The following is a 21,389-nucleotide window of genomic DNA, read 5'->3' as shown; positions in this document are numbered from 1 at the left end:
TTGCATCACCCCCTTTCTCACCTGTATCTTCATTGCCATTCCGCTACACAGTTTCTATCGTGATCGTTTCCGTTGCTAAGCCTGCCGAACTAGCTCTTAGGTTGATTGTTCCCGCTGCTCCATTGGACTGAACCAGTACGAGGCAATAACCGTTAAAAGCTTTACGCCGGTTCGATTTATCTGATTCATGACTACTTGGATTCCCGTTACCGACACCGATAATAGTACCCGATCCCTCTATTTTAAAAAGGATTTCATTATCGGCCGTTGGAACGATACGTCCCCCTGCATCCGCCACTGCAACTCTTATGACGACTACATCCTTACCATCCCTTTGAATCGTCGTACGATCGGGCATGAGCTTGATTTGATTCGGAGCGTCAGCAGTCGCAACCCGTTTCTCGAGAATGGCCACATCGTCCTTATATCCTATTGCCGTCAGTTCACCAGACTCATAAGGGACATCCCATGCTAAATGGGAATTTGGAATCATCGTCTGTCTGCCAAGGCTCACGTCATTCAACCGTAGTTCTACCGCGTCACAGTTACTATAAATCCGAACGTTAATCAGTTCGCCTTCTCTGCCCTCCCAATTCCAGTGAGGCATGATATGAAGCACGGGTTCATTCGTCCATACAGATTTGTAATAATAGTAGCTGTCCTTGGGAAACCCGCACGTATCCATGATGCCAAAATGCGAATTGATGCATGGCCACTCATAAGGCGTCGGTTCGCCGCGATAATCGAATCCGGTCCATACGACAATGCCCGTCAGGAAGGGATTCTGAACAACGTCGCTCCAAGCTTTCTCCGGTGTGCATCCCCAAGAAGGATACACAGTTCCGTATGCGGGAACATACCCGCGTATTTCGTCCGTCTCATAAATACCGCGTGTCGTTGTACAACTTGCGCTCTCGCTGCCGATCATGATCCGATTCGGATACGTGACATGATCATTCACATCCTGATCCTCACGCTGACCGTAATTGTAGCCCACAATATCCACGGCTTCCGCGTAGCCCCCGCCGTTCCAACCATGATTCAATGCGGCAGTCGTTGGACGTGTAGGATCAATCGCATGAGTCACATCGGATAACGTCTGCAGGATGCGAGCACCCATAACCGTCCCTTCCAAAATCTCTTCATTTTCCATACTCCACATGATGATACTCGGATGGTTGCGTCCCCTGTACAGCATTCGTTTCAAATTATCGATACCTTCTGGCGAGCTGTCGAGTTTACGGTTCTCTTCAATAACCATCATGCCCAAGCGATCGCAAGCATCAAGCAGCTCAGGTGTGGCAGGATGATGTGCGCTGCGGTACGTATTGGAGCCCATTTCTTTCAGCAGTTCGATTTTATATGCGATAATCCGGTCGGGAAGCGCCACACCTACTCCCGCGAAATCCTGATGATTACACGTTCCTTTGATAATCAGCGGTTTTCCGTTTAGGAAGAACCCTCGGTCCGTTGTAAATTCAATCGTCCGAATACCGAATGTCGTTTCATAGACGTCAACTACTTTCCCATCCCTATCGCGTATTTCCGTTAGAACTTGGTATAAATGTGGTGTATCGGGTGACCATAGCTTGGGATCAACAACAAGAACCGTATGTTCGAACGTCCGATTGGAGACAGAATCTATCAGACCTCCGGATGAAAAAGACCCGACCGCCTCTCCGGTCTGCTTATCTATGACAGTTGAAGTAACTAAAGCTGCAGCGGATATAGAATACGCATTCTCTACCGTTGTACGAATGCGAACATCGCTATACGATTCGGTTACAACCGGTGTCGTCACATATGTTCCCCAATGTGCCACATGCAAGCGTTCCGTCTTCGTAAGCCAAACGTGCCGATAAATGCCGCATCCCTCGTACCACCAACCTTCGCTTTCCGTAGCGTCTACTTTGACACAAACAACGTTCTTTCCCTCATCGCCATAGCGCAGCACATCGCTAAGATCATACATAAAGCTGGTGTAACCGCTTGTATGTGTGCCCATGAGATGTCCATTGACCCAGACGGTCGAATTCCGCATAACACCATCGAATTCAAGGCTAATTTTCTTGCCAAGATCTGCCTTCGCAATATCGAAAACCTTTACATACACGCCGATACCTGTTGGCAAATACCCGCTGCTGGCTGGCCGGCTGCCTAAATTCGGATCGTTGATATAATCGCCTTCTATGCACCAGTCATGAGGTAGATGCACGGACACCCAGTCTTTCGGAACGCTATCTGCATCAACACTTTTATCCACGAATGCAATGTCGAGCCAATCGCCTTCTTCCAGCTTTTCACAATCTGTGATACCTCCGGTCATACCGGCTTTAACGGCATACCGAATCGGAATGTCTCCTTTATGAAAAAGCCAATCTGTGTCAAAACTGTTCTTCGTGCGAACCATTTGTATATCCATAAGTTATATCCCTTTCATCCATAGACAGAAAGAAAGGAGACCTGCTTAATAAAGTCTCCTTCCCCATGTACGGTATGGTTATTTCTTCGTCGCTTTCCATTTGTCGATTTGAGCCTGCTTCTCTTTCACAATGTCATCTGCACCTGCAGCCTTCAACTTCTGAATCAGTTGCGGTAACACCGTATTAGGACCGGATGTACCTGTTTGAAGGGCATTTAAATACTGATTCAGCACTGTCGTAACTTGAGCAATTTTACTGTTTACAGGTTCAGGGTTAAAACTGAAACCTAGCAGGTCTGAAAAGGCAGCTTCATTATTCAGCTTTTGTGTTGCTTCCCAAGCACCAACTTGCGATTTATCGGTATAATAGCCGTTAAATTGGTTACCGAACATCCAGTCCGTGTTCGGATTATAACTGTTCGTCTCCGCCGTCACACCGCTTGGCATACCAATGACGTTATCTTCAACTTTCACGTAGTGCTTATTTTCTATCCCGTGCGAGATCAAATTGTACAATTGCTTATCGGTGTTCATCAGTTCCATGAACATCATGGCGCGCTCTGGATTTTTAGATGTTTTACTAATCGCATTTAATGTCGAGATGATACCTTCTGTCGATACTACCGGCTTCTCAAGATACGCGCTGACGAATTCAAAGCCGTACTTACCCTTAAGCTCCTGCTCGCCTCCAGGCTTCACCACACTGATCAAGGCTGCATATTTGCCAGCTTTCATATCGCCATCAGCTTGATCTCTTTTGGTCGAAGTGACATCTTTCTTGATGTACCCTTTATCAAACCATTTCTTCGCATCCTCGAAGTGTGTTTTCATTTCCGGCGTTTCATATTGATTGACAACCTTAAGCCCTTTATCACCGATCATCACAACACCAGGCGAGAATTGGTCGCCGATGGTGTCGAATTGACTTTTGTACGGAAGCGTGGCGTTGACTTCATTATTGAGCGCCAACGGCGTGATGCCTTTTTCACCCTTCAATACTTGATCAAAGAAGGGTTCCAAATCCTCACTCTTCTTGACTGTCTTAATATCTAAACCATATTTGTCGGCTAAATCCTTACGGATATACACCCCATATGCTTTGGCAAAAATTTGTTGATTAATGATGCCGTAAATTTTGTTATCGACCTTAGTCGCATCCCAGAACTGCGCTGGCATGCTCGCTTTCAGCTTAGGCGCATATTTAGTCAACAGATCATCTAGCGGAGCAAAGCTGCCTTTGGCTACATTTTGATAATAATTGTTCGTCCAGCTCGACGTAAAAGCAATATCATATTGCTCGTTGGTGGCGTTGATTACGTTCATTTTCTGATCATAGGCACCCCAATCGATCACACTCAGCTTCACAGTCGCATTAATTTTCGCTTTTGTAATTTTATTGATTTCATCCTGAACGAGGGCTGCGTCTTTCTGTACCGTTCCTGGGTAATACCAAGTTAGTTCCACTGGCTCTAATGCTTTGTCTGCGTTTTTACCAGTATCTGTTGGCTTAGCATCACCTGTAACTGCCGGTTTACTGCTAGTTTCTTCAGAAGATTTGCTGCATCCTGTGAGCGCCGTCATGACGATCAAGGAAGATAGGGTTAAGACTGTGAATACATGGCTTTTTTTCATTTGTTTGCCTCCCCTTAATCATGTGTATGATATATGCTAATCCGAATTATCGGCGATAGCTACTTTTAGCCTTTCACGGCCCCTACCGTTAACCCTCTGACAAAAAATCGCTGTACAAACATGAAAGCAAACAAGATAGGTCCTGTTGCCAGTACAGCAATAGCCATACGTGCCGTTTGTCCAGGTAATGCGATTCCCATCGTCTGTGGATTAGCCGAGATCGCATTAATGTTTTCCATAATCGAGTATAGTAGGTATTGCAATGGATAAATGCGAGGGGTATCGACATACATCAGTGCCAAATACCAGTCGTTCCAATACATTAGAATAATGAACAATCCGATTGTTGCCATGGCTGGAAGTGATAAGGGAATCACAATTTGGAAGAAAATCCGTAATTCCTCTGCCCCCTCCATTTTGGCACTTTCAATCAAAGATTCGGGAATCTGGGTGAAATAAGATCTTAGCAAGAGAACGAACCAAGGAATGACGATATAGGGAATGATGAGAGCCCATATGCTGTTCTTAAGGTGCAAATACTGCGTAACCAATATATACGTCGGTACGATTCCACCGTTAAACAACATCGTAAAAAATACGTAAAACGAAAGCGGCTTGCGCAGCACAAAGCTTTGACGTGATAATGTGTACGCTAACAACGAGGAAACAAGTAGACTTATTACGGTACCTATGGAGGTAACGAGTGCTGTCACACCATAAGCCTGCAAGATTTGTTTCGGTTCTGATAGTACATATTTGTAAGCGAATAAGCTCCATACTTTAGGGATCAGTCTATATCCATACTCCGAAATCGCGGTTTCGTCCGAGAAAGATGCAGAAACCACTAACAATAACGGGATGATGCAGAGTATACTGACGATGAGTAAAATGCCATTAACGACGGTACGTTGTACAATTTCCGTGTTGTTCACGTCTTGCGTTTTCATATTCGACCTCCTCACTTCCTTAAAACAACGCATTGTCCGGGTTAATTCTGCGAACAATCCAATTGGAGAGAAGCACCAGAACTAACCCCACAACCGCCTGATAGAACCCCGCCGCCGAAGCCATGCCTACATCGCCCAGCATACGTAAGGATCGGAATACATACGTATCGATGACATCCGTAGTCTCGTAAAGCATACCTGTGTTTTGCGGTACATGGTAGAATAACCCGAAATCCGCGTAAAAGATTCGTCCAATTTGCAACAATGTCATAATCGTGATGACAGGCGTAAGTAAAGGAATTGTTATCTTGGTAATTTGCTGCCATTTGTTAGCTCCATCTATCTTGGCAGCTTCATAATATTCATGACCGATGCCCATCATGGAGGCCAAATAGATCACACTGAAATACCCTATATTCTTCCACACATACACGATAATTAGTATGAAAGGCCAGTAATTCGGTTTAGCATACCACTGGATTTTGGAAAACCCAAACGATTCTAACAGCTTATTAATCATGCCACTATCATAGTTGAGCAAGGCGAAAGTAAAATACCCAACGATGACCCAGGATAAAAAGTAAGGAAAGAACAGCGCTGATTGGTAAAATTTAAGCAGTCCTTTTTTGCGGACTTCATTTAGTAACAAGGCGACGATCAGTGAGCTGACTGTTCCGATGACAATAAATAGGGCATTCAAGTACAACGTGTTTAACGTAATTCGCCAAGCATCACGTGTGGCGAAAAGGAACTCAAAGTTCTGAAAGCCAACCCATTTGCTGCCGAAAATCCCTTCATCAAATCGATAACGTTTGAATGCGATGACAAGGCCTAACATCGGTGTGTACGCATAAATAAGAAGGAAAAGCGCACCTGGCGCAGCCATCGCAAGCAGCCACTTGTTCTTACGCATCACATTTAAGAAGCTTTGTATTCTCGATCTTCTCTGGCTTTCTTTTACTGCACGGTTGAGCGTATTTGCATCATTGACTTGCATAGTAGTTTCACCACTTCCGTTCTGTTTTGATCATTCGTTGTGATTGCTTCGTAACTACAGCCTACCCCGCTTTTCCCTTGAGCGTAAACCACACAATTCAGCAAAAAGCCCGTCTTTTCCTTAATGTGCGGAATTTTACATGAAGTTCGGAATTTTGCACAAGTGTTCTAGACATGCCAAAAAGGCCAATTCACGGAGAATTGACCTCTTGCCATTCCTAACCAGACGGATGCCCACCAGCACATTTAATCATCAACTTTTTCTGCCGCTTCGGCAACCTTATGCAGTCGATACTCGCTAGTCGTTACGCCAAATTTTAACTTAAACATCTTATAAAAGTAGTTTTTGTTCTCCCAGCCAATGGCCTCCATAATGTCGGAGACTGTCCGGCTATCCTGTTCGAGTAGTTCTTTCGCTTTATTCAAACGAATTTCATTGATGTAATCCGCAATGGACATCTCGTAGGATTCCCGAAATAATTTACCAATATAATCACGTGATAAATTCAAGGTATTAGCGATCCCTTCATGGGACAGCGCCTTATCTGTATAGTTACTTTCCATAATCTTGACGATCGAGTTGATAATAACACTTTTGCGGCTGTTCTTGGATTGGTTGTTCACCTCGCAGATCATTGCAAATAATTCCGTGAATTTGACGAAAATTTGCTCCATGGTTTCGAGTGAACCTAATTCTTTGGTAAAGGAATAATAATCAATATCGAGCTTCCTACTGTTCCCGTTTGCTTTTAGTTCATTATTTTTCTTAAACAGCGTATAAGCGAACGAAAATAAATATGACATAGCCGTATCATAGGCATATTCGCCGATATAGCTATGGATTTCACCAAGGACTTCTTTCGCCTCTTCCAACCGGCCGTATAGCAAATGCTCCTCAAGCTTCACTTCCAGTTTCACCGGAGGTTCGAAATAATCGGCTTTAATATGCGCAAGGGAATCCGGCGTCAAGATGCAACCCCACCCGAAAAACATCCGGTACTTTAAAATCGTCTGAGCCTCCAAATAGGACCGGGAAATATCCGATAGATCCAAAGCAACATAACTAATTGCTGCCGATAAAGATAGCTTTAAATTGTCCGTTGTCCATTGCTGGATGTCACGTATGATGGCATACTGTTGGATTCGGTTGTACTCGTAAGTATCAGATCCCACTTCAAACAAGATGACGATACTGTCTGCTTCGATGTCAACAAATACGTTAGTAAACTTGCGACACGCAATTTCACTGGCTGCATTGCCAATGGCAAACTTCAATGATTTCTGGTCCCCATTGTTATAAACTCGCGTGAAATCATTGAATCGGTCGATGCTGAGAATAAACAGCTGATGACTCTTACCGGGTTCCAACGGGATATGATAGCTGCTAAACATCCTTTGCAAATAGGCAATATCATTCTCTCTATTCGAGAGTAAGTTTCGGAGGACATCCATCTTTTTAGAATAGACCGTTTCTCGATTTACTTTCTCTAACGATTTCATTTTACCAAAAAGTACTTCTACAGGGGCATATAAGTACCTGCTCAGAATGAAAGCCAAGGATAGTCCAACAGCTAGAAGTATGGCACAGACCAGAAATGTAATATGTTTCATCGTATTAATATCTTTGACGATAAGTTTATAGGGCACAATGCTGATGAAACGCCAATTCAAAATGTCCGAGGTGGCATAGGACAGCATAAATTTCTCATCATGCATCTTTTGCAACATATAACCGGATTGATCTTGGCGGATACTTGCGTATGGCTTGCTGGACCAGTCGATCAACCGATAATCAGGCGAGGTTGTCGTAACAATTTCCCCTTGTTGATTCAAAATCACAATATCCGAAATCGTTGAAATTTGTTTCTTGCTTAAGGAATGAATCATCTGGTTCAAGTAATCCACGTTAATATTAATGATAATAGCGCCTTGAATTTTATTATCCATTGCCGGTAGATCATAGAGAATGAAGGAAATAACGTCCATAGATGGATTGCTTTCCGTTTGACCTGCTAAACTGACAGGTATTTTCCTAAGAATCGGCGCAAACTTGGTCTCCGGGCTAAATTTCATCTCACTAACTACATTCACGATATCCTGATCGAAAAATGATTTGGCATCATTAATCGGAGATTTCCACGTCGAATAGTACTTGTCCAGCTTGTTATTATAGACGTAAACGGAATGTACGAACGGGGACTGCTCGACGAGCGTATTCAAATATTTGATTTGCGCGCTTACTAAATCGTAATTCTCTGTCTCACTGTACATCAGGGGGACATTTTTCTCATCAACGTACAGCGATACGGCAAAGTTTTTGGCATTTTCATACATGTAGTTAGCGCTGTAACTAATTTGCGATAGTACATTTAGATTCGCTTCCGACACTTGCCGGGAATGGATTTTCTCGAAGTTCAGGTACAAAATGAACGATAACAGCATCATGACCACGACAACCAGAAGCGTTATGGAAGCCACCATTTTCACGAATAGCCGCTGAGGTGCGTTGATGTTTTGCCCCATGAATACGTGCCCCTTTCTTGATACACATAACTCAATTATAGACGATTCCTGCGACACCTGCCCGAAAGCATTATTGTTTACAGTTTCGCCCCGTCCTTTATGAATATACCACAAGGGTACAACAAAGTGAGTTTGTTGTACCCTGCGTGTTACTACCTATTCGTTTGCAATCGTTCTTTCATCCACTCACAAACGCTCCACAGATCCGTTACTGGTTGATTCGAGTATGGCAAGGTATGCATGTAACCTGGCGGCCCTAATTCCGGCGTGATTGTCGTGATCGTAAAGCCCTTCTCGGCGCGGGCTTGCCTGATTTGCCTCCACCACGATTCATGGGCCGCTAACTCGGCGGCGTACTCCGGCGCACCGGGGTGAGGAACTTGCGGACCTTGCGCGTACCCTACACGGGCGTGGATATGAATCGTTCGCTCAACAGCGATCCGCAGATGATCCGCTTGATCTTCCAGTAACGTTTCGCAAACACAGCACCAATGACTGAAATCTGCCGTAATCTTCAAATCCGGCAGCGCATTCAACAGTCTTGACGTCGTCCACGGGGTAAACATAGCCCGGTGACGGTGCGTCTCATGACCAATTGGAATACCATGCTGTCTCTCCACTTCTAGCGCGCGTTCAAAGAACCGCAATTGCGTATCTTCATCCATCGAGTCGCGGGCGCTATGCGAAATAATCAACTGCGGCCGGAGAGCTGCAGCATCAGCCACGCCCTCGGCGAAAGTTCGATCATGATCCCCAGATGTCCCGATCAAAGCAATATAGGTTAGTCCGTGCTCCTCCAAGAGCTCTGCGAACTCGCTGCGCTGTTCCTTTGATGGTACTCCCGCTTCAACCCCTGTGTATCCGGAAGCGGCAATTTTCCCGAAATTCTCTCTGAGGGTACCCTTCTCCATCCCCCACAACGATTTATATAGCCGAAGCTCCAAGGTTCGTCACCTCTCCTTCTGTTCTTCTACGTTTGCGAACGACCTTCTCAATGACCGCGTCTCCTTGCAAGGTCGACATACATAACAAGCGACGACCTGCTTCCAGCTCTTGTTCTGAAATCATGCAAATGTCCGCGTCCTCCTGAACGAGCGTCCCCTCCACGACCTGGTAAAGACAGGTTCGGCATGTCCCATTTCGACATGTATAAGGAATGGGCACTTGTTGGCGGATCGCCGCGTCGAGAATCAATTCTTTGTCATCCACCTCGAACCAATGCTCGTTTCCTTCGTTCAGCACCTTGATGGAATTATTCATGATTTTTACGCTCGATAAGGGCGATTTTGGCTGTGATTCTGGAGAGGAATGGCTCATAATCCCATTGACGCTTCGCATTCGCTTGCCAGTCATCCCAACGCTCCGCCGCTTCTTCCATTAAATCCTCAATTGCATCAATATCATTATTCAGTTTGTAACTAAGCCATTTATGACCATACTGCATATGAATGCTCTCATCTGCCCAGTCGTAATCGAAATCTTGAGCGCTTGCCGTATCTCCCTGTGCCGTGAATTCTGTCACTAAGCTGCTTTTCCACACAGGTGCTTTATTCTCGAATTTGTGAATCATCGCCAACAAGGCCAATGGCCCATGACCGTTTTGCGAAATGTAATGATCAGCCACCATCGCATGGTCGACGCCGATTTCGAATCCCCACGCCTTTAGCCGTTTCTCACCCATTAAGCAATGCCGAAGCTCGTCATAACACCAACGGGCCGTATCCAAGTAGAACTCCCATGGCATATCCTCCCACTCCCACACCATGGCTCCGATAGCTTCGCATGCCCACATCTCATTCACATGGTTAATGGCCATGCACACTTGGCGCTCGATGAAGCTCATTGAGCTTTCTGCCGGTGTGAAAAATTTAGGAGGGAGATGATAGAGTGCTTTCTCGAATTTAGGATCACGAGCGGGTATTTCGGGCAATACGTAGGCAGGTCTCGCCGTAATTTCTGTGTTAATCGATAAGTCCTGAGCCGACTGGCCCTTCTTCTCTAGTCCGCCAATTTCCGTTAGATAACGTTCCAGATAGGATATCCAATCATCAGCCGCGACAAACCGTCGTGTGATTTGCGGATATAATCGTTGAACATCGAGCAGCTGCTCGGCGATCTCTTCAGGAAATCGTTTCATGAAAGCGATAGTAGGCGCATCGTCGATCGGCTCTGCGATCTGCAAGTATTTTTCATATCGTGTTTTTAGGAATTCTTTGGTCACGAAATAAACGCCCTCTATGAATTCCCGTTCATTGGCACACTTGCTAAGGACCTTCAGAAAATCTGTCAGCTGCTCATCATGGCCTTCATCAACGTCTCTACGCGGATAGCGAAGCTCAAGCACCCGGGAGCGCAAGGCGTTCGCGCGAAGTGAATCCTGCCACATATGGCGTGGAATCGTTTTTTTCAACTCCCAGTCCGAGACATTTAACAAATATCCACCCAACAAACGCATAATTTCACGCTCAACGTAATATAACATTTTTAACATTTCTGATGCGGAATCAACTGTCATACGACCTGGGTTCCCCATTATTAATGCTTGTGCCATCGACTCTCACTCCTTATAATCAGTAGTATATCTCGTTTATTAACTTGATTTTACCATGGTATAAGGATGGAAACGATTTGTGATTGTTATGAAAAATGTCAAAATTGTCGCTTTCTAAGGAGAATCTATATGGAGTACTTCCTCACGTTCCCTAACATGTATAGTGCTTTTCGAATGATCGGCATGAACTACGCCCGTACAGATAAAGATTGGTCTTATCCCAAGCACAAGCATACGTATTTTGAGTTTCTGTATTGTGTTGAGGGTGTCATTGAACAAACCGTCGGCGGTACGATTTACGAACTACACCCGGGCGATGCCATTGTTATGAAAGCAGGCTCACCCCACGCTTCTCGGACTGCCAAACCTGCGGTTTACTTTGGCTTTCATTTCGATGTCGAAATGAAAGCAGCAGTCGGCATTCTACAGAATGCCGTACTGCCGCTTATTTCTTCGAAGACGAAGTGGTCCAAAAATGGCTCCATAACCACTGCCGTAGAACAACTCATTCATGCTTTTCGGTCTCTGCAAGATAGACCGCACAGCGATCCGTCAGAGACTGTCTCTTCGCTCGACCGCTCCCTGGCAGAGTTGTCAATTCAAGCTCAACTGCTCGAATTTATTACCGACCTATGCCGCTTCTTCTTCGAACAATCCAAGCAAACGAACTCGGGAACTGGCACTTCCACGCAGTTCGCGCTCGCACACGAGGCGGCTTCATTGCTTGAGGCGGCTATTCATGAACCTCTTAAAATTCACGAACTAGCAGAAAGATTAAATGTAAATCGTTCTTATTTATCCGAATGCTTTAAAAAGATATACGGGCTTTCTCTTCGATCCTATTGGGCACAAACTCGCACACATGAAGCCAAGAAGTGGTTGACCGAATCCGAGCTATCCATTGAGCAGATCGCGGATAAGCTACAATTTTCTTCCGCGAGCCACTTCTGCCAGCACTTTAGACAGTGGACGGGGCTGACGCCACACCAGTTTCGCAATCAGAACGATAAAGAAAATCTGCCTACGGCGAATTACACGACTACTTACTTGTGATCTATAACTCAACGGATAACAACCTGTAAACCATGACAGCGGCTTGCGCTCTTGTCGCGTATTCATTCGGCGCAAATGTGCCATTATCGAAACCATTGATAATGCCGCCTTGCTGCATCATGGCAACGGCATCAGTAGCATAAGCAGCAAACGTCTCTTGATCTTTGAATGCGGCGGCCTCTTCTTTGTTCGGCAAGACGATTTTCATTGCTTTCACGGCCCGGTATATCATGGTGGCCATTTCTTGTCTGCTGATGGGATCTTCGATGCCAAAGTTTCCGTCTTCCCTACCGTTAACGATACCGACTGCTTGAGCCGTAGCGATGGCCCTGTAATACCATGCGCCCGCCCTCACATCGGCAAATGACGCAATGGCTTTAGCATCCTCAATTTCCAATGCTCCTATTAGCATTTGTATAAACTGTGCCCGTGTCACTTGGTTGTTCGGACCAAACCGTCCTTCCTCGACCCCGTTCACCACTTCTCTGACAGCGAGTCCCTCAATACTAGACTTCGCCCAAGCTACGCCTGAAAGATCTTGGAACGTGGCGCTTGCAAGGGCAGCCGCATATTGGCTAAAATGCTTCGGATAAAATTCTACCATGCCGCTCGATGCCTTATACTTGCTGTTGTTGACCGTTTGCACTGTTCCAGAATCGTTAATGTAGTACATGATGACTTTCTCAGTATCTTGACCCGGCAGAAGGTTGTAGGGCATGGATACCTTGATCGGACGTTCCCCACCGAAGTTACTGATCTTCTTCCCATCGACATTTAAGTCGAAATCGTACACGGGGTTACTGCCGATTTTCTTCTTCACTTCTTCAGCCATCTTGGATGGATTGACCTCGGAAACGGAGAGCTGAACGTTCGATGCGGATGCTCCGATACGACTTCTCAACAATTCGGTTGAGATTGAGATAGTTGCTAATCCCATCTTAACTTCAATGCGTTGAATACCGTTGGAATCAGACGCCAGAAGCTGCTGCGCCGGAAGGTTGACCGTTACCGCCTGCGCTGATTCAACCCATTTCACCTGAACATTAAGGGAAGGACCTTCTGCCTTTTTCATCGCTTCTGCAAGCGAATTGGCATCGAGTTGGACGCTCGCTTTTCCGTTTACGTCAGTTGTTGCTTCTACAACAATAACCCCACTGGCTGTTGCCGACGGTGATGAAGGAGCGGTGTCGGTGTTGCCAATGGTGATGCTATTGGTGTTACCGTCAGTATTACCATCAGTATTACCATCAGTATTACCATCAGTATTACCGTTAGTGTTTCCATTAGTGTTACCGTCAGTGCCACCATCCGTGTTACCATCGCCATTGCCACTGCTGTTGCCTCCGGTATTACCACCGTTGTTCCCGTCAGTGCTAGGCAGCACAGTAACATTTGCTTCAGCCTGTATATTCGTTCCTACCACGGTGCCGTACACTTGAAACGTTCCTGCTTGCGAATATAGTGACGCATCCGGGCTGATCCACACCACCGGAAGCTGCGCAGTCGTTTGATCGCTATATACAGCAGTTACGACACTTGGCAGCACCGGGGCAGTACCGGAAGTCGTTGTTACAGAAGTAGGTTGAATACTCACAACTTCCGGACCTACAGGTGGGTACGCGATTGCGTCGTCATCCTTTTGATAGGACTCTTCTGCCGTTTCGATCAACAATTGCGGTCCTAAGCTGCCTTTTTCCCTAGAGTAATAGTAGTGGGAAATATTATTCGCTGTTAGTGAGGAAATATCCAAACTAAGTTTCTTATCCCCGGCAAGCTCTGCTAACACCTGCGACGTTACGTCGATATCCACGAATTGTTGGGCTGGAGGCATCTCCCATGTGCCCAGATCCGCGCCTCCTGCCGGCTTGTTATTATAATTAGTTGTCGCTTCATCCCAACTGTCATCGCTGACAAATTGTACTTTGTCTGTAAAAGTCCCGCCAACAATAGACGATGTCAGGCGAAGCTTAGCGGATGCTACATTGCCCGATAAACCTGATAGATTGAAGCGAACGAATGTTTCGCGTGGGACAAAAGCCGAATTTCTCACCTCAAGATTCGTATTTTTACCATAGTTCGCAGTGGGTACACTTCCACTCACCATGGTGTCTGCCTCTGCACCAATCGTTCTGCCCGTAGACTTTTTCGTGTAAACCACGATCTTTGGCTTGCCGCCCCCATTCTCCTTCGCATAATAATAGTGAGAAACGTTATTTGTCGTCTGCGATGTGATAACCATGCTTAACTGTTTGTCTCCAGCAAGTTCGGTTTTATAAGGAGATGTGATATCCACTTCCACCGAACTTTCAGCCGATGGCATGCTCCATACCCCCAAGACAGCTCCTGCTGCAGGCTTGTTATTATAGGTAATTGACGTTTCTCCCCAAGAATCATCCTGAACGAACTGAGCTTGATCGGTAAACGTTCCCGCTGAAGCCGATGTCAGCCGCAGTTTCGCAGCAAATGCATTTGAATCCGCCGGAACACTCCCTAAATCAAATCGCAGATAAGAATGGCGATAAACAGTTGAACTCGTTGAGTTTCTTACTTCCAATTTCTTACCGGTCCCATAGTTCAAAGTTGGATTTCCTGACCACACATAGGCATCTGAGTTCACATCTAATTCGAAGAAATCCGGACGTCCTAACGTGTGGTCATTAATCTGAAACTGAACATTACTTGAACTATTCATGACCAATTTCCCAATATCCGAAATAACAGGAGCTCCTGTTTGAAACGCGAAATGATCCGCGATCTGAATTTCAGGTTTGCCATGCGGAGCGACATAAACGTTATACGTTTTCGAGTCCAAATCCGCAAGTAACGTAACATGATAAAGCTCATTCGCTTTATAGTCGAGCTTGATATTTTGCCCATAAGTATTGCCATTACGGACATCAAAGTAACCCTCGGCATTCATTCGGAGAATCATTGGCAAACCAGACTCACTGTTCACGACTGATGATTGTCCCGTATATCCGACTATGCCTCCAATTTGGTTCGCTGTCGGGACCAGGTCAAATTCAATGGATTGAACCCCTGAATGTCCTGCTCCCAAATCGATACTATTCTGATAACTGGAGGAGGAAGACCATGACGGTACGCCTACTGCATAAATATAACCACCAGTACTGGTATAGTTGGTTATAGGGCTACCATTCAATTTCACTGTAGTCGCACCAGAAGCTCGTATAGCAACGGCCGAAGCTGCGTTGGAGTCATTGGCGGCGACCAAATTCGATCCGGTAATCTCCAGAGTCGTGCCATTCCAGTCAACGGCAATGTCGGACACTGGCATTTTAGAAGCAATCAAATTTGACCCACTTTGCCCCAGTGTCGTTCCCGATTTCATGAGGGCTGATTTAACCTTACCGCTGCTCGTCTTCTCGATATAGGCCAGCTTCCCGTCAAATGAAAAGGCATCAAAGTTGCGTCTGAACTGCGGATGTTCTTCGTGAGACATATAATAATAACCCGAAGTTCCCACATCTCCGATGTTGTCAATCTTCAGCGAGCTGGCTACGGTAGTCGGAACTGAAAGACCAATTCGACTGACTTTGATGTCACGCTTCTCTCCACTTGCGGTCGGATACAAAACCGTGTCAAATGTCGTATTTCCAGACACGTTCTTCGTAAATGACGCATATGTGGCGTCAGATACCGAATAAAAAGCATTGGAATAATAACCATGATCGAGAGTGGCCGTAACTTGCTCGGGATCAGCAGGTACAACTTGGATATCACCGTAAGTGTCGCCAAAGACTGTGCTTACCTTTTTGGTGGACACATCTAGCGTCGGACTGGCTGTAGGCAGAAAGTGCCATGTTTGTTGGTACTTATTCGTTCTCGAAGGCGCTTCCACAACGTCCGAAACAATCGAGAAGGACGATTTCAGGAACAGGGTTTCACGCGAATGCTTAAATCCTGGCACATTTTGGGTCACACCCGTAAGGAAGTTGAACTTGCTATTATCTGTCCAATCTTGCAACCAGCCCTCAGACAAATTCTGAGGCGTATCGTTGATTTCAATCGTATTATGCGCTTCCGTTGAGAATCGCAGCCAGTTGGCAATCGGATCATCACTATAGGAATAGGCACCAGGATCAACCAATAAAGGTCTGCCATACGCATAATAAGTGATGGCGTTATCATCGGGATGCCTGTGGGGTGCCGCTTGCTTCACATTCGTAAACAAGTAGCGGTCATTCGGCGACCAGCCGCTCCGCATAATGGCACTTTTACTATCGGGATATAGAACTGACGTGTAGGAAGGCTTAGTACCTTCAACTCCTGACGTCCCTACATAACGTAAGGAGTCATCGTTCGTAATCTCACCTATTTGTTTGATCGTACCTTTGAGATCGGTGTACTGACTGTCCCCGAAAGTGGCGGCGTAGCCGTTCGGAAACGAAATATCGGCCAGGTATTTACCTAAATGGTTCAAATTACTATCAAATGCTCCTTGAAAAGGGACATTATTCATTGCCCCGAGCTGTTTAATTGCAATCATAGGAGCGGTTGTTACCGTCGTATAGGTATCACTAGACTCCATGTACGAGCCATCTTTATAAATCAGTGTCGACATTAAAAAGTCAAATCGGGCATAGGCCGTGGACAGCCAAGTTGTGGAATCAGTAAACTCAGGGAAATAAATGCCAAGGGAATATAACCCCTCCGTTTCAACCGTTCCATGATTGCCATCGGGACTGAATCCCCCAGGACTATTTAAGTAATCCCCTTTTTTCCAGAACGTTTTCAAAATATCCGTATTGGATTGCGCATTCATGGAGGAACTCTCTCTTAGCACATGGTACGCTTTCACCCAACGCGAAGCCCGAATGCCAGCATCAAAATTTCTAGGAAATGACCCAGCGCCATATACACTCGTAGAGACATCACCATCCGCGATAAAATCGACCATGTAGTCGATATATTTCGCCGCATAGCTTTCATTCCCGGTATTGATGTATTCCGCTAATAACGGATTCAGCCAGTCAAACCGGGTGATCTGATAATGGTATTCAATATCTGCAATGTTGGGTGCAGGACCAGCCCAATCCGTACCCGAGGAAAACCCTTGCCAAGAGAATGTTTTGCCATTTTGGTTTGCAAAAGTAAGCGTATTCTCATCCCAAGCTGTGTCGCCTGATTTATAGATCATCACATCTGTATTTCCATCTAATTCAGAATACCCTGATAATTTAAGTGTTGCCGCCGTAACCGTTCCCTTAATCGACGATAAGTCAAAATTCAGATAAGCTTTACGCGTATTCGAATCATAGGGAGCGCCGGATTCCTGTACTTGAAGCAGGGGCTCGCTGGCGTGAATAGCTGTATCATTACCACGAATATAAGTGTCCTTGGTTGGCGTCAATTTTACAGTATGAGCGCCCGTTCCATCCGTATATTGAATCTCGAGCGTGGGACGGCATTGTGGGAGCTGTGTCAGCGAGCAATCTTGCTCACGACTGTACATATTTGCTCGATTGGTTCCCTTGTAGCGTCCCATCAGCATGAAGCTAAGGTCGGAGCCCGCAGAGCCTTGAACCGTAGAAATCATATCCACGTTATACGTTGTGGGGGTAGACACAACCGTAAAGGTATTTAAATAATATTCTTTAAGCGGCGTTGCAATCTGGTCCATCAAGAGCGGCACCATCGTTGGATTTGAAACGAAATCCGTTGGAATCGTTCGGGTTGTTCGATTTTTATAATAGTCGAGTAAATCCGTTTTGGCCTGATCGTAATTGCCAGCTTTTACATCGGATTGCACGGTGCTTAACCCTGAGAATCCTTCGTAGTTCAGCTTGCTCGGCATTGTCCATCGCTGTCCCGCTTGATCCCAAGCGCCAAAGAAAGAGGCATCTGACACATTACTCGTCCCAGAGGAAGCGCTTACAATTACTGGAAATAAAGTTAACACCACTTGAGCAAAGACTAAGAAAGCTACGAATAAATAAGAACCCCTTTTTATATGTGAAGCCACTACATGTCTCATTAAAATACCTCCTTGTAATCTAGATATTCACCATTCATTATCAGAGGAATTCACTTCCGTTGGGTGAGTTACTTTGACAATAACGCCACCCAACGAGCTTATGAATTCTTTTTAACCTTACATGCTTGGCTTTTTCAAAAGGAACTAATCAACATATCCTGATCTCTAACGTCAACCAGATAACGCTCCTCATAATCGAATTCGAAAACGCCGTCCCTCACCTCCTTGATTTGAACAGCAGGCTGCTGCCCCCCTTTATACGGAATAAGCACCGTCAGAAAAATTCTTGAGCCGTTATAACGTCCCTGAAATTTCACTCGGGTAGAAGGTCTTGCGACATCATTAATATCCGATAGTCTTCCCGGCAAAAACTCAACCTGGCCTTGCTCATTTGTAAAAATAGCTAGATTCGCGATATCGCTTGCTGCGATGATACCGCCTGCTGCTTCTTGCACATCAGTAAAATCAAGATGAAAATAACGTTGCACGTTATGCTGCTCCAAACCCTCAACCCGATCCGCAATTACAACAAACTTGTCATGGACGAGAGAAATATGACGATAATGGACTATCGGCTCATAATTCAGATGGCAAGCGCTTGCGAGCTGGTAGATGCCTCTATCTTCCACATTGTAGATTTCCCCCTTTTTTTGGGGACCATATTCCCATGTGCTCTTATATTCAAAGTGATCACGGTCATCTATGAGAAGTGTGGAATGGAAGTTCGAGCTCTTGAACTGCTTGCGATCGTCATCATTCCTGAAACAAAAAAGACCAGGATCGCAAACCATATCTTTACCTAGCGCCGTAAAATCAAAGCTCATCAGATCGATATGGGCGTGTAAATTTTGAATCGGGCTGCGGCAAGTAAATAAGAAGCTAAGTGCCTCGCGATCCCAACCGCTGCGAATAATCGCTTGATGAAGCGTACGATTCCAAAATGTGGTTTGCTTATCACATAGAAATCGCTTTCCCTTTAAGGCATGCAAATCGCTTACGAATTGCTCCACATCTAGTGCGCGCCATACATGTCTGCTTGCCTCCTCCATAATCTCGCTCGTGTCCATCAAGTTAGCAGCCAGACCCAGCCAAGTCATATCGCCCAAGGCAAAATAGCCGTATACACCGCCCATTATTGCAAGATTGTTTGCATGTGAATCTCCCACAGGCACACATTTTCCTGTCGGCCTTAGTGAATAAATGGAGTAATCCAAATTATGCTTATACCGTTCCATATATGGCTCTGAGAACTGAAAGCCAAAACGCTTGGCCAGCACAACAGCAAGTCCGAACCAAAACATACAGCCATTATGATAGGATGGACAGCCTTCAATCTGCCCGCCATCCTCCGTCAACTGGGCGAAGCAGCACTTTTCGATGGCATCGATTGCAAAGTCTTTCCATTCCTCCGATTCCTTGAGCTCGGGGAAATAAAGCGCTGTGGTCAATATCCCTAAACATTCCATCAAATAATGATTATGATCCGCTTTGGGCCATAGCTGCGGTGATACCTTGCGTAAGATTTTAATTTGCTTATAGACCGCCGTTACATACTGCTCCAGCACTTCCTCTGTAAACAGCTCGGAGTGACCCAGATGCTCTAAGACAAGCGGCCAAGTCTTATAATTGCGTATGCCCAGTTCCAGCGCGCGAAGCGGATGACATTCGGAATAATAGCTGAGTGGAAGATCGATCATGTCCTCGGTAATTTCTACCGTTTCGATCCAGTTCAGCATTTCCTCAATCACTTTGCGGCCATATTTCTCATTCTTCGTTAAGGAGTAGGCTTGCAATAAATCCTGCCAATCGTTCATACGGTTAAGCTGCCACAAATACTCGTTGTCATTGTGTCTGTGTTCCAGCCAGCGAGGCGGATTGCCTACGAATTCCCTCATACCGCCTGTGCCGGGAAGCATGATCATTCCTTGATAAGCGAGCTCCGCCTTGGCTATCGTCTCTTGTGCGCTTTCAGGCAAATGACTGGCGATATACGCGCTCTTTACGTCCATCCGCTCTAAGCGTGAACGCAAATTGCCCAGCAGCACAGTTGTCGACATCGGCTCCTTCAACCATTGTTGTATGCTCATTGCTTTATCTCCCTGCTTCTTCTTACCAGAATAATGTTTGGCTCCCTTTCAATTTCAGGAGAGCTTCAATGAAGAAATAATCGCCGTAAATGACCGGTACTTCAATATGTCGGTTATCGGGATAACTTACCGTGGCTTTATGGAGTAAACCTTCCTCGTCAGAATCATGAGAGAAGTAATTGGCATAGAGGGATTGCATAATGTCACATGCTGATCTATGGTAGTATTCAGCCATTTCCCCTTGCGAATACTTAGCGATTTCCAGCAATCCGCTAGCCAAACACGCAGCTGCTGAGCTGTCTTTTGCCCATATTTGATCCTCAGCCGCCTTGAAATCCCAGGGAGGTACAGCATCTGCAGGAAGATTCTCCAGCACGTATTGGGATACTTCTATCGCCTTATCGAGATAGCGTTGATTTTGTGTATAGCCGTAAGCAAGTGTCAATCCGTAAACCGCCCATGCTGCGCCACGCGACCAAGCCGAACATGCCGAGTAGCCTTGACCGCCTAACTCCCCTATGCGTAAACCTGTATTAGGATCAAATACAACAACATGATGAACAGATCCGTCTTCCTGCAAAAACTCTCGAATGACGGTCTCAACATGCGCTTCAGCCATATGCTTGAATCTCGGATCACCCGTGGTTTCACTTGCCCAAAACAGCAAAGGAAGATTCATTAAGCAGTCAATAATGGCCCAGCCTTCTTTGCCCTCTCCATTCCATGCCCTGATAAAGTTGCCCTTGTTGTTAAAACGACCTGCTAAATGACTGGCAGCCGTAAGCGCTCTCCTCTTCGAGACTTCGTTTCCAGTTAATTTATAGGAAGCCACGGAAGATAAACTCCACATGAATCCTACATCATGATGAAGCAGCTCGAAATCGTGAAGAGGCATATCCAGTTTATTTTCACAGGACTCAGCGATTTGTCTATACGCCGGATTTTTTGTCTCTTCATACACCATCCATAGAATGCCGGGCCAAAAGCCATTGGTCCACCAATCAAGCTCATTGTCATCGTAACGTCCATTCACCGATACATGTGGAAACGTATCTCCAATTCGCCCGCTAGTCCGCTCTATCTTCTTCGCCACATCAAGCCAAGCAGCGTCGACCATCGATTCAACTAAACTGTTCATGTTGAAATTACCTCCATTTAAGTCACATCTAAGAAATGCTTG

12 protein-coding genes are annotated in these 21,389 nt (G+C 45.6%); 1 reads left to right on the top strand and 11 read right to left on the bottom strand.

Features of this window, described 5'->3' with window-relative positions; all coding sequences use genetic code 11:
• Positions 1–43: 43 nt before the first annotated feature.
• From galA to A8709_RS32940, 8 genes are all read right to left on the bottom strand, one after another.
• Positions 44–2,422, bottom strand: a complete 2,379-nt coding sequence (gene galA / locus A8709_RS32975) for a beta-galactosidase GalA (protein WP_084225723.1) — start codon at positions 2,420–2,422, stop codon at positions 44–46.
• A 78-nt stretch (positions 2,423–2,500) separates the two neighbouring features.
• The gene (locus A8709_RS32970) at positions 2,501–4,054 is read right to left on the bottom strand and encodes an ABC transporter substrate-binding protein (RefSeq protein WP_065859300.1); all 1,554 of its coding nucleotides are present in this window, start codon (positions 4,052–4,054) and stop codon (positions 2,501–2,503) included.
• Between the two features lie 65 nt (positions 4,055–4,119).
• Positions 4,120–5,001 (bottom strand): carbohydrate ABC transporter permease, encoded by an 882-nt coding sequence (locus A8709_RS32965; protein WP_084225721.1) that lies wholly within the window; start codon positions 4,999–5,001, stop codon positions 4,120–4,122.
• Between the two features lie 19 nt (positions 5,002–5,020).
• Positions 5,021–5,914, bottom strand: a complete 894-nt coding sequence (locus tag A8709_RS32960) for an ABC transporter permease (RefSeq protein ID WP_208607785.1) — start codon at positions 5,912–5,914, stop codon at positions 5,021–5,023.
• A 329-nt stretch (positions 5,915–6,243) separates the two neighbouring features.
• A complete protein-coding gene (locus A8709_RS32955) occupies positions 6,244–8,520 on the bottom strand; it encodes a helix-turn-helix domain-containing protein (protein WP_065859296.1) in 2,277 nt (758 codons plus the stop codon).
• A 152-nt stretch (positions 8,521–8,672) separates the two neighbouring features.
• Complete coding sequence (locus A8709_RS32950; protein ID WP_065859294.1) at positions 8,673–9,464, bottom strand: sugar phosphate isomerase/epimerase family protein; 792 nt, start codon at positions 9,462–9,464, stop codon at positions 8,673–8,675.
• The gene (locus A8709_RS32945; protein ID WP_065859292.1) at positions 9,445–9,780 is read right to left on the bottom strand and encodes a 2Fe-2S iron-sulfur cluster-binding protein; all 336 of its coding nucleotides are present in this window, start codon (positions 9,778–9,780) and stop codon (positions 9,445–9,447) included. Before A8709_RS32945 ends, A8709_RS32950 begins: the two co-directional genes overlap by 20 nt.
• Positions 9,773–11,071 carry a DUF455 family protein gene (locus tag A8709_RS32940; RefSeq protein WP_065859290.1) on the bottom strand — a complete coding sequence of 433 codons (1,299 nt, stop codon included), beginning with the start codon at positions 11,069–11,071 and terminating at the stop codon, positions 9,773–9,775. Before A8709_RS32940 ends, A8709_RS32945 begins: the two co-directional genes overlap by 8 nt.
• Positions 11,072–11,200: 129 nt before the next feature.
• Here A8709_RS32940 and A8709_RS32935 point away from each other — a divergent pair, with 129 nt between their 5' ends.
• On the top strand, positions 11,201–12,124 hold the full coding sequence (locus A8709_RS32935; RefSeq protein ID WP_065859288.1) for a helix-turn-helix domain-containing protein: 924 nt from the start codon (positions 11,201–11,203) through the stop codon (positions 12,122–12,124).
• Between the two features lies 1 nt (position 12,125).
• On the opposite strand, the gene A8709_RS32930 is transcribed toward A8709_RS32935, so the two are convergent.
• From A8709_RS32930 to A8709_RS32920, 3 genes are all read right to left on the bottom strand, one after another.
• Positions 12,126–18,122 (bottom strand): CBM96 family carbohydrate-binding protein, encoded by a 5,997-nt coding sequence (locus A8709_RS32930; RefSeq protein ID WP_065859286.1) that lies wholly within the window; start codon positions 18,120–18,122, stop codon positions 12,126–12,128.
• 134 nt (positions 18,123–18,256) lie between these two features.
• Positions 18,257–20,209, bottom strand: a complete 1,953-nt coding sequence (locus A8709_RS32925; RefSeq protein WP_065859284.1) for a heparinase II/III family protein — start codon at positions 20,207–20,209, stop codon at positions 18,257–18,259.
• A 22-nt stretch (positions 20,210–20,231) separates the two neighbouring features.
• Positions 20,232–21,347 (bottom strand): glycoside hydrolase family 88 protein, encoded by a 1,116-nt coding sequence (locus tag A8709_RS32920; protein WP_065859282.1) that lies wholly within the window; start codon positions 21,345–21,347, stop codon positions 20,232–20,234.
• Between the last annotated feature and the right edge of the window lie 42 nt (positions 21,348–21,389).

The sequence above is a fragment of the Paenibacillus pectinilyticus genome (assembly GCF_001700435.1).
Taxonomy (GTDB): Bacteria; Bacillota; Bacilli; order Paenibacillales; family NBRC-103111; genus Paenibacillus_E; species Paenibacillus_E pectinilyticus.
Note: the sequence above shows the minus strand (reverse complement) of the source record. Positions and strands in the feature narration are given on the sequence as shown.

What these genes read in the sequence shown, in the direction of transcription:
- galA (WP_084225723.1), bottom strand. Translation starts at nt 2,422, where the DNA reads ATGGATATACAAATGGTTCGCACGAAGAACAGTTTTGACACAGATTGG.
- A8709_RS32920 (WP_065859282.1), bottom strand. Translation starts at nt 21,347, where the DNA reads ATGAACAGTTTAGTTGAATCGATGGTCGACGCTGCTTGGCTTGATGTG.
- A8709_RS32925 (WP_065859284.1), bottom strand. Translation starts at nt 20,209, where the DNA reads ATGAGCATACAACAATGGTTGAAGGAGCCGATGTCGACAACTGTGCTG.
- A8709_RS32970 (WP_065859300.1), bottom strand. Translation starts at nt 4,054, where the DNA reads ATGAAAAAAAGCCATGTATTCACAGTCTTAACCCTATCTTCCTTGATC.
- A8709_RS32930 (WP_065859286.1), bottom strand. Translation starts at nt 18,122, where the DNA reads ATGAGACATGTAGTGGCTTCACATATAAAAAGGGGTTCTTATTTATTC.
- A8709_RS32940 (WP_065859290.1), bottom strand. Translation starts at nt 11,071, where the DNA reads ATGGCACAAGCATTAATAATGGGGAACCCAGGTCGTATGACAGTTGAT.
- A8709_RS32935 (WP_065859288.1), top strand. Translation starts at nt 11,201, where the DNA reads ATGGAGTACTTCCTCACGTTCCCTAACATGTATAGTGCTTTTCGAATG.
- A8709_RS32945 (WP_065859292.1), bottom strand. Translation starts at nt 9,780, where the DNA reads ATGAATAATTCCATCAAGGTGCTGAACGAAGGAAACGAGCATTGGTTC.
- A8709_RS32955 (WP_065859296.1), bottom strand. Translation starts at nt 8,520, where the DNA reads ATGGGGCAAAACATCAACGCACCTCAGCGGCTATTCGTGAAAATGGTG.
- A8709_RS32965 (WP_084225721.1), bottom strand. Translation starts at nt 5,001, where the DNA reads ATGAAAACGCAAGACGTGAACAACACGGAAATTGTACAACGTACCGTC.
- A8709_RS32960 (WP_208607785.1), bottom strand. Translation starts at nt 5,914, where the DNA reads ATGCGTAAGAACAAGTGGCTGCTTGCGATGGCTGCGCCAGGTGCGCTT.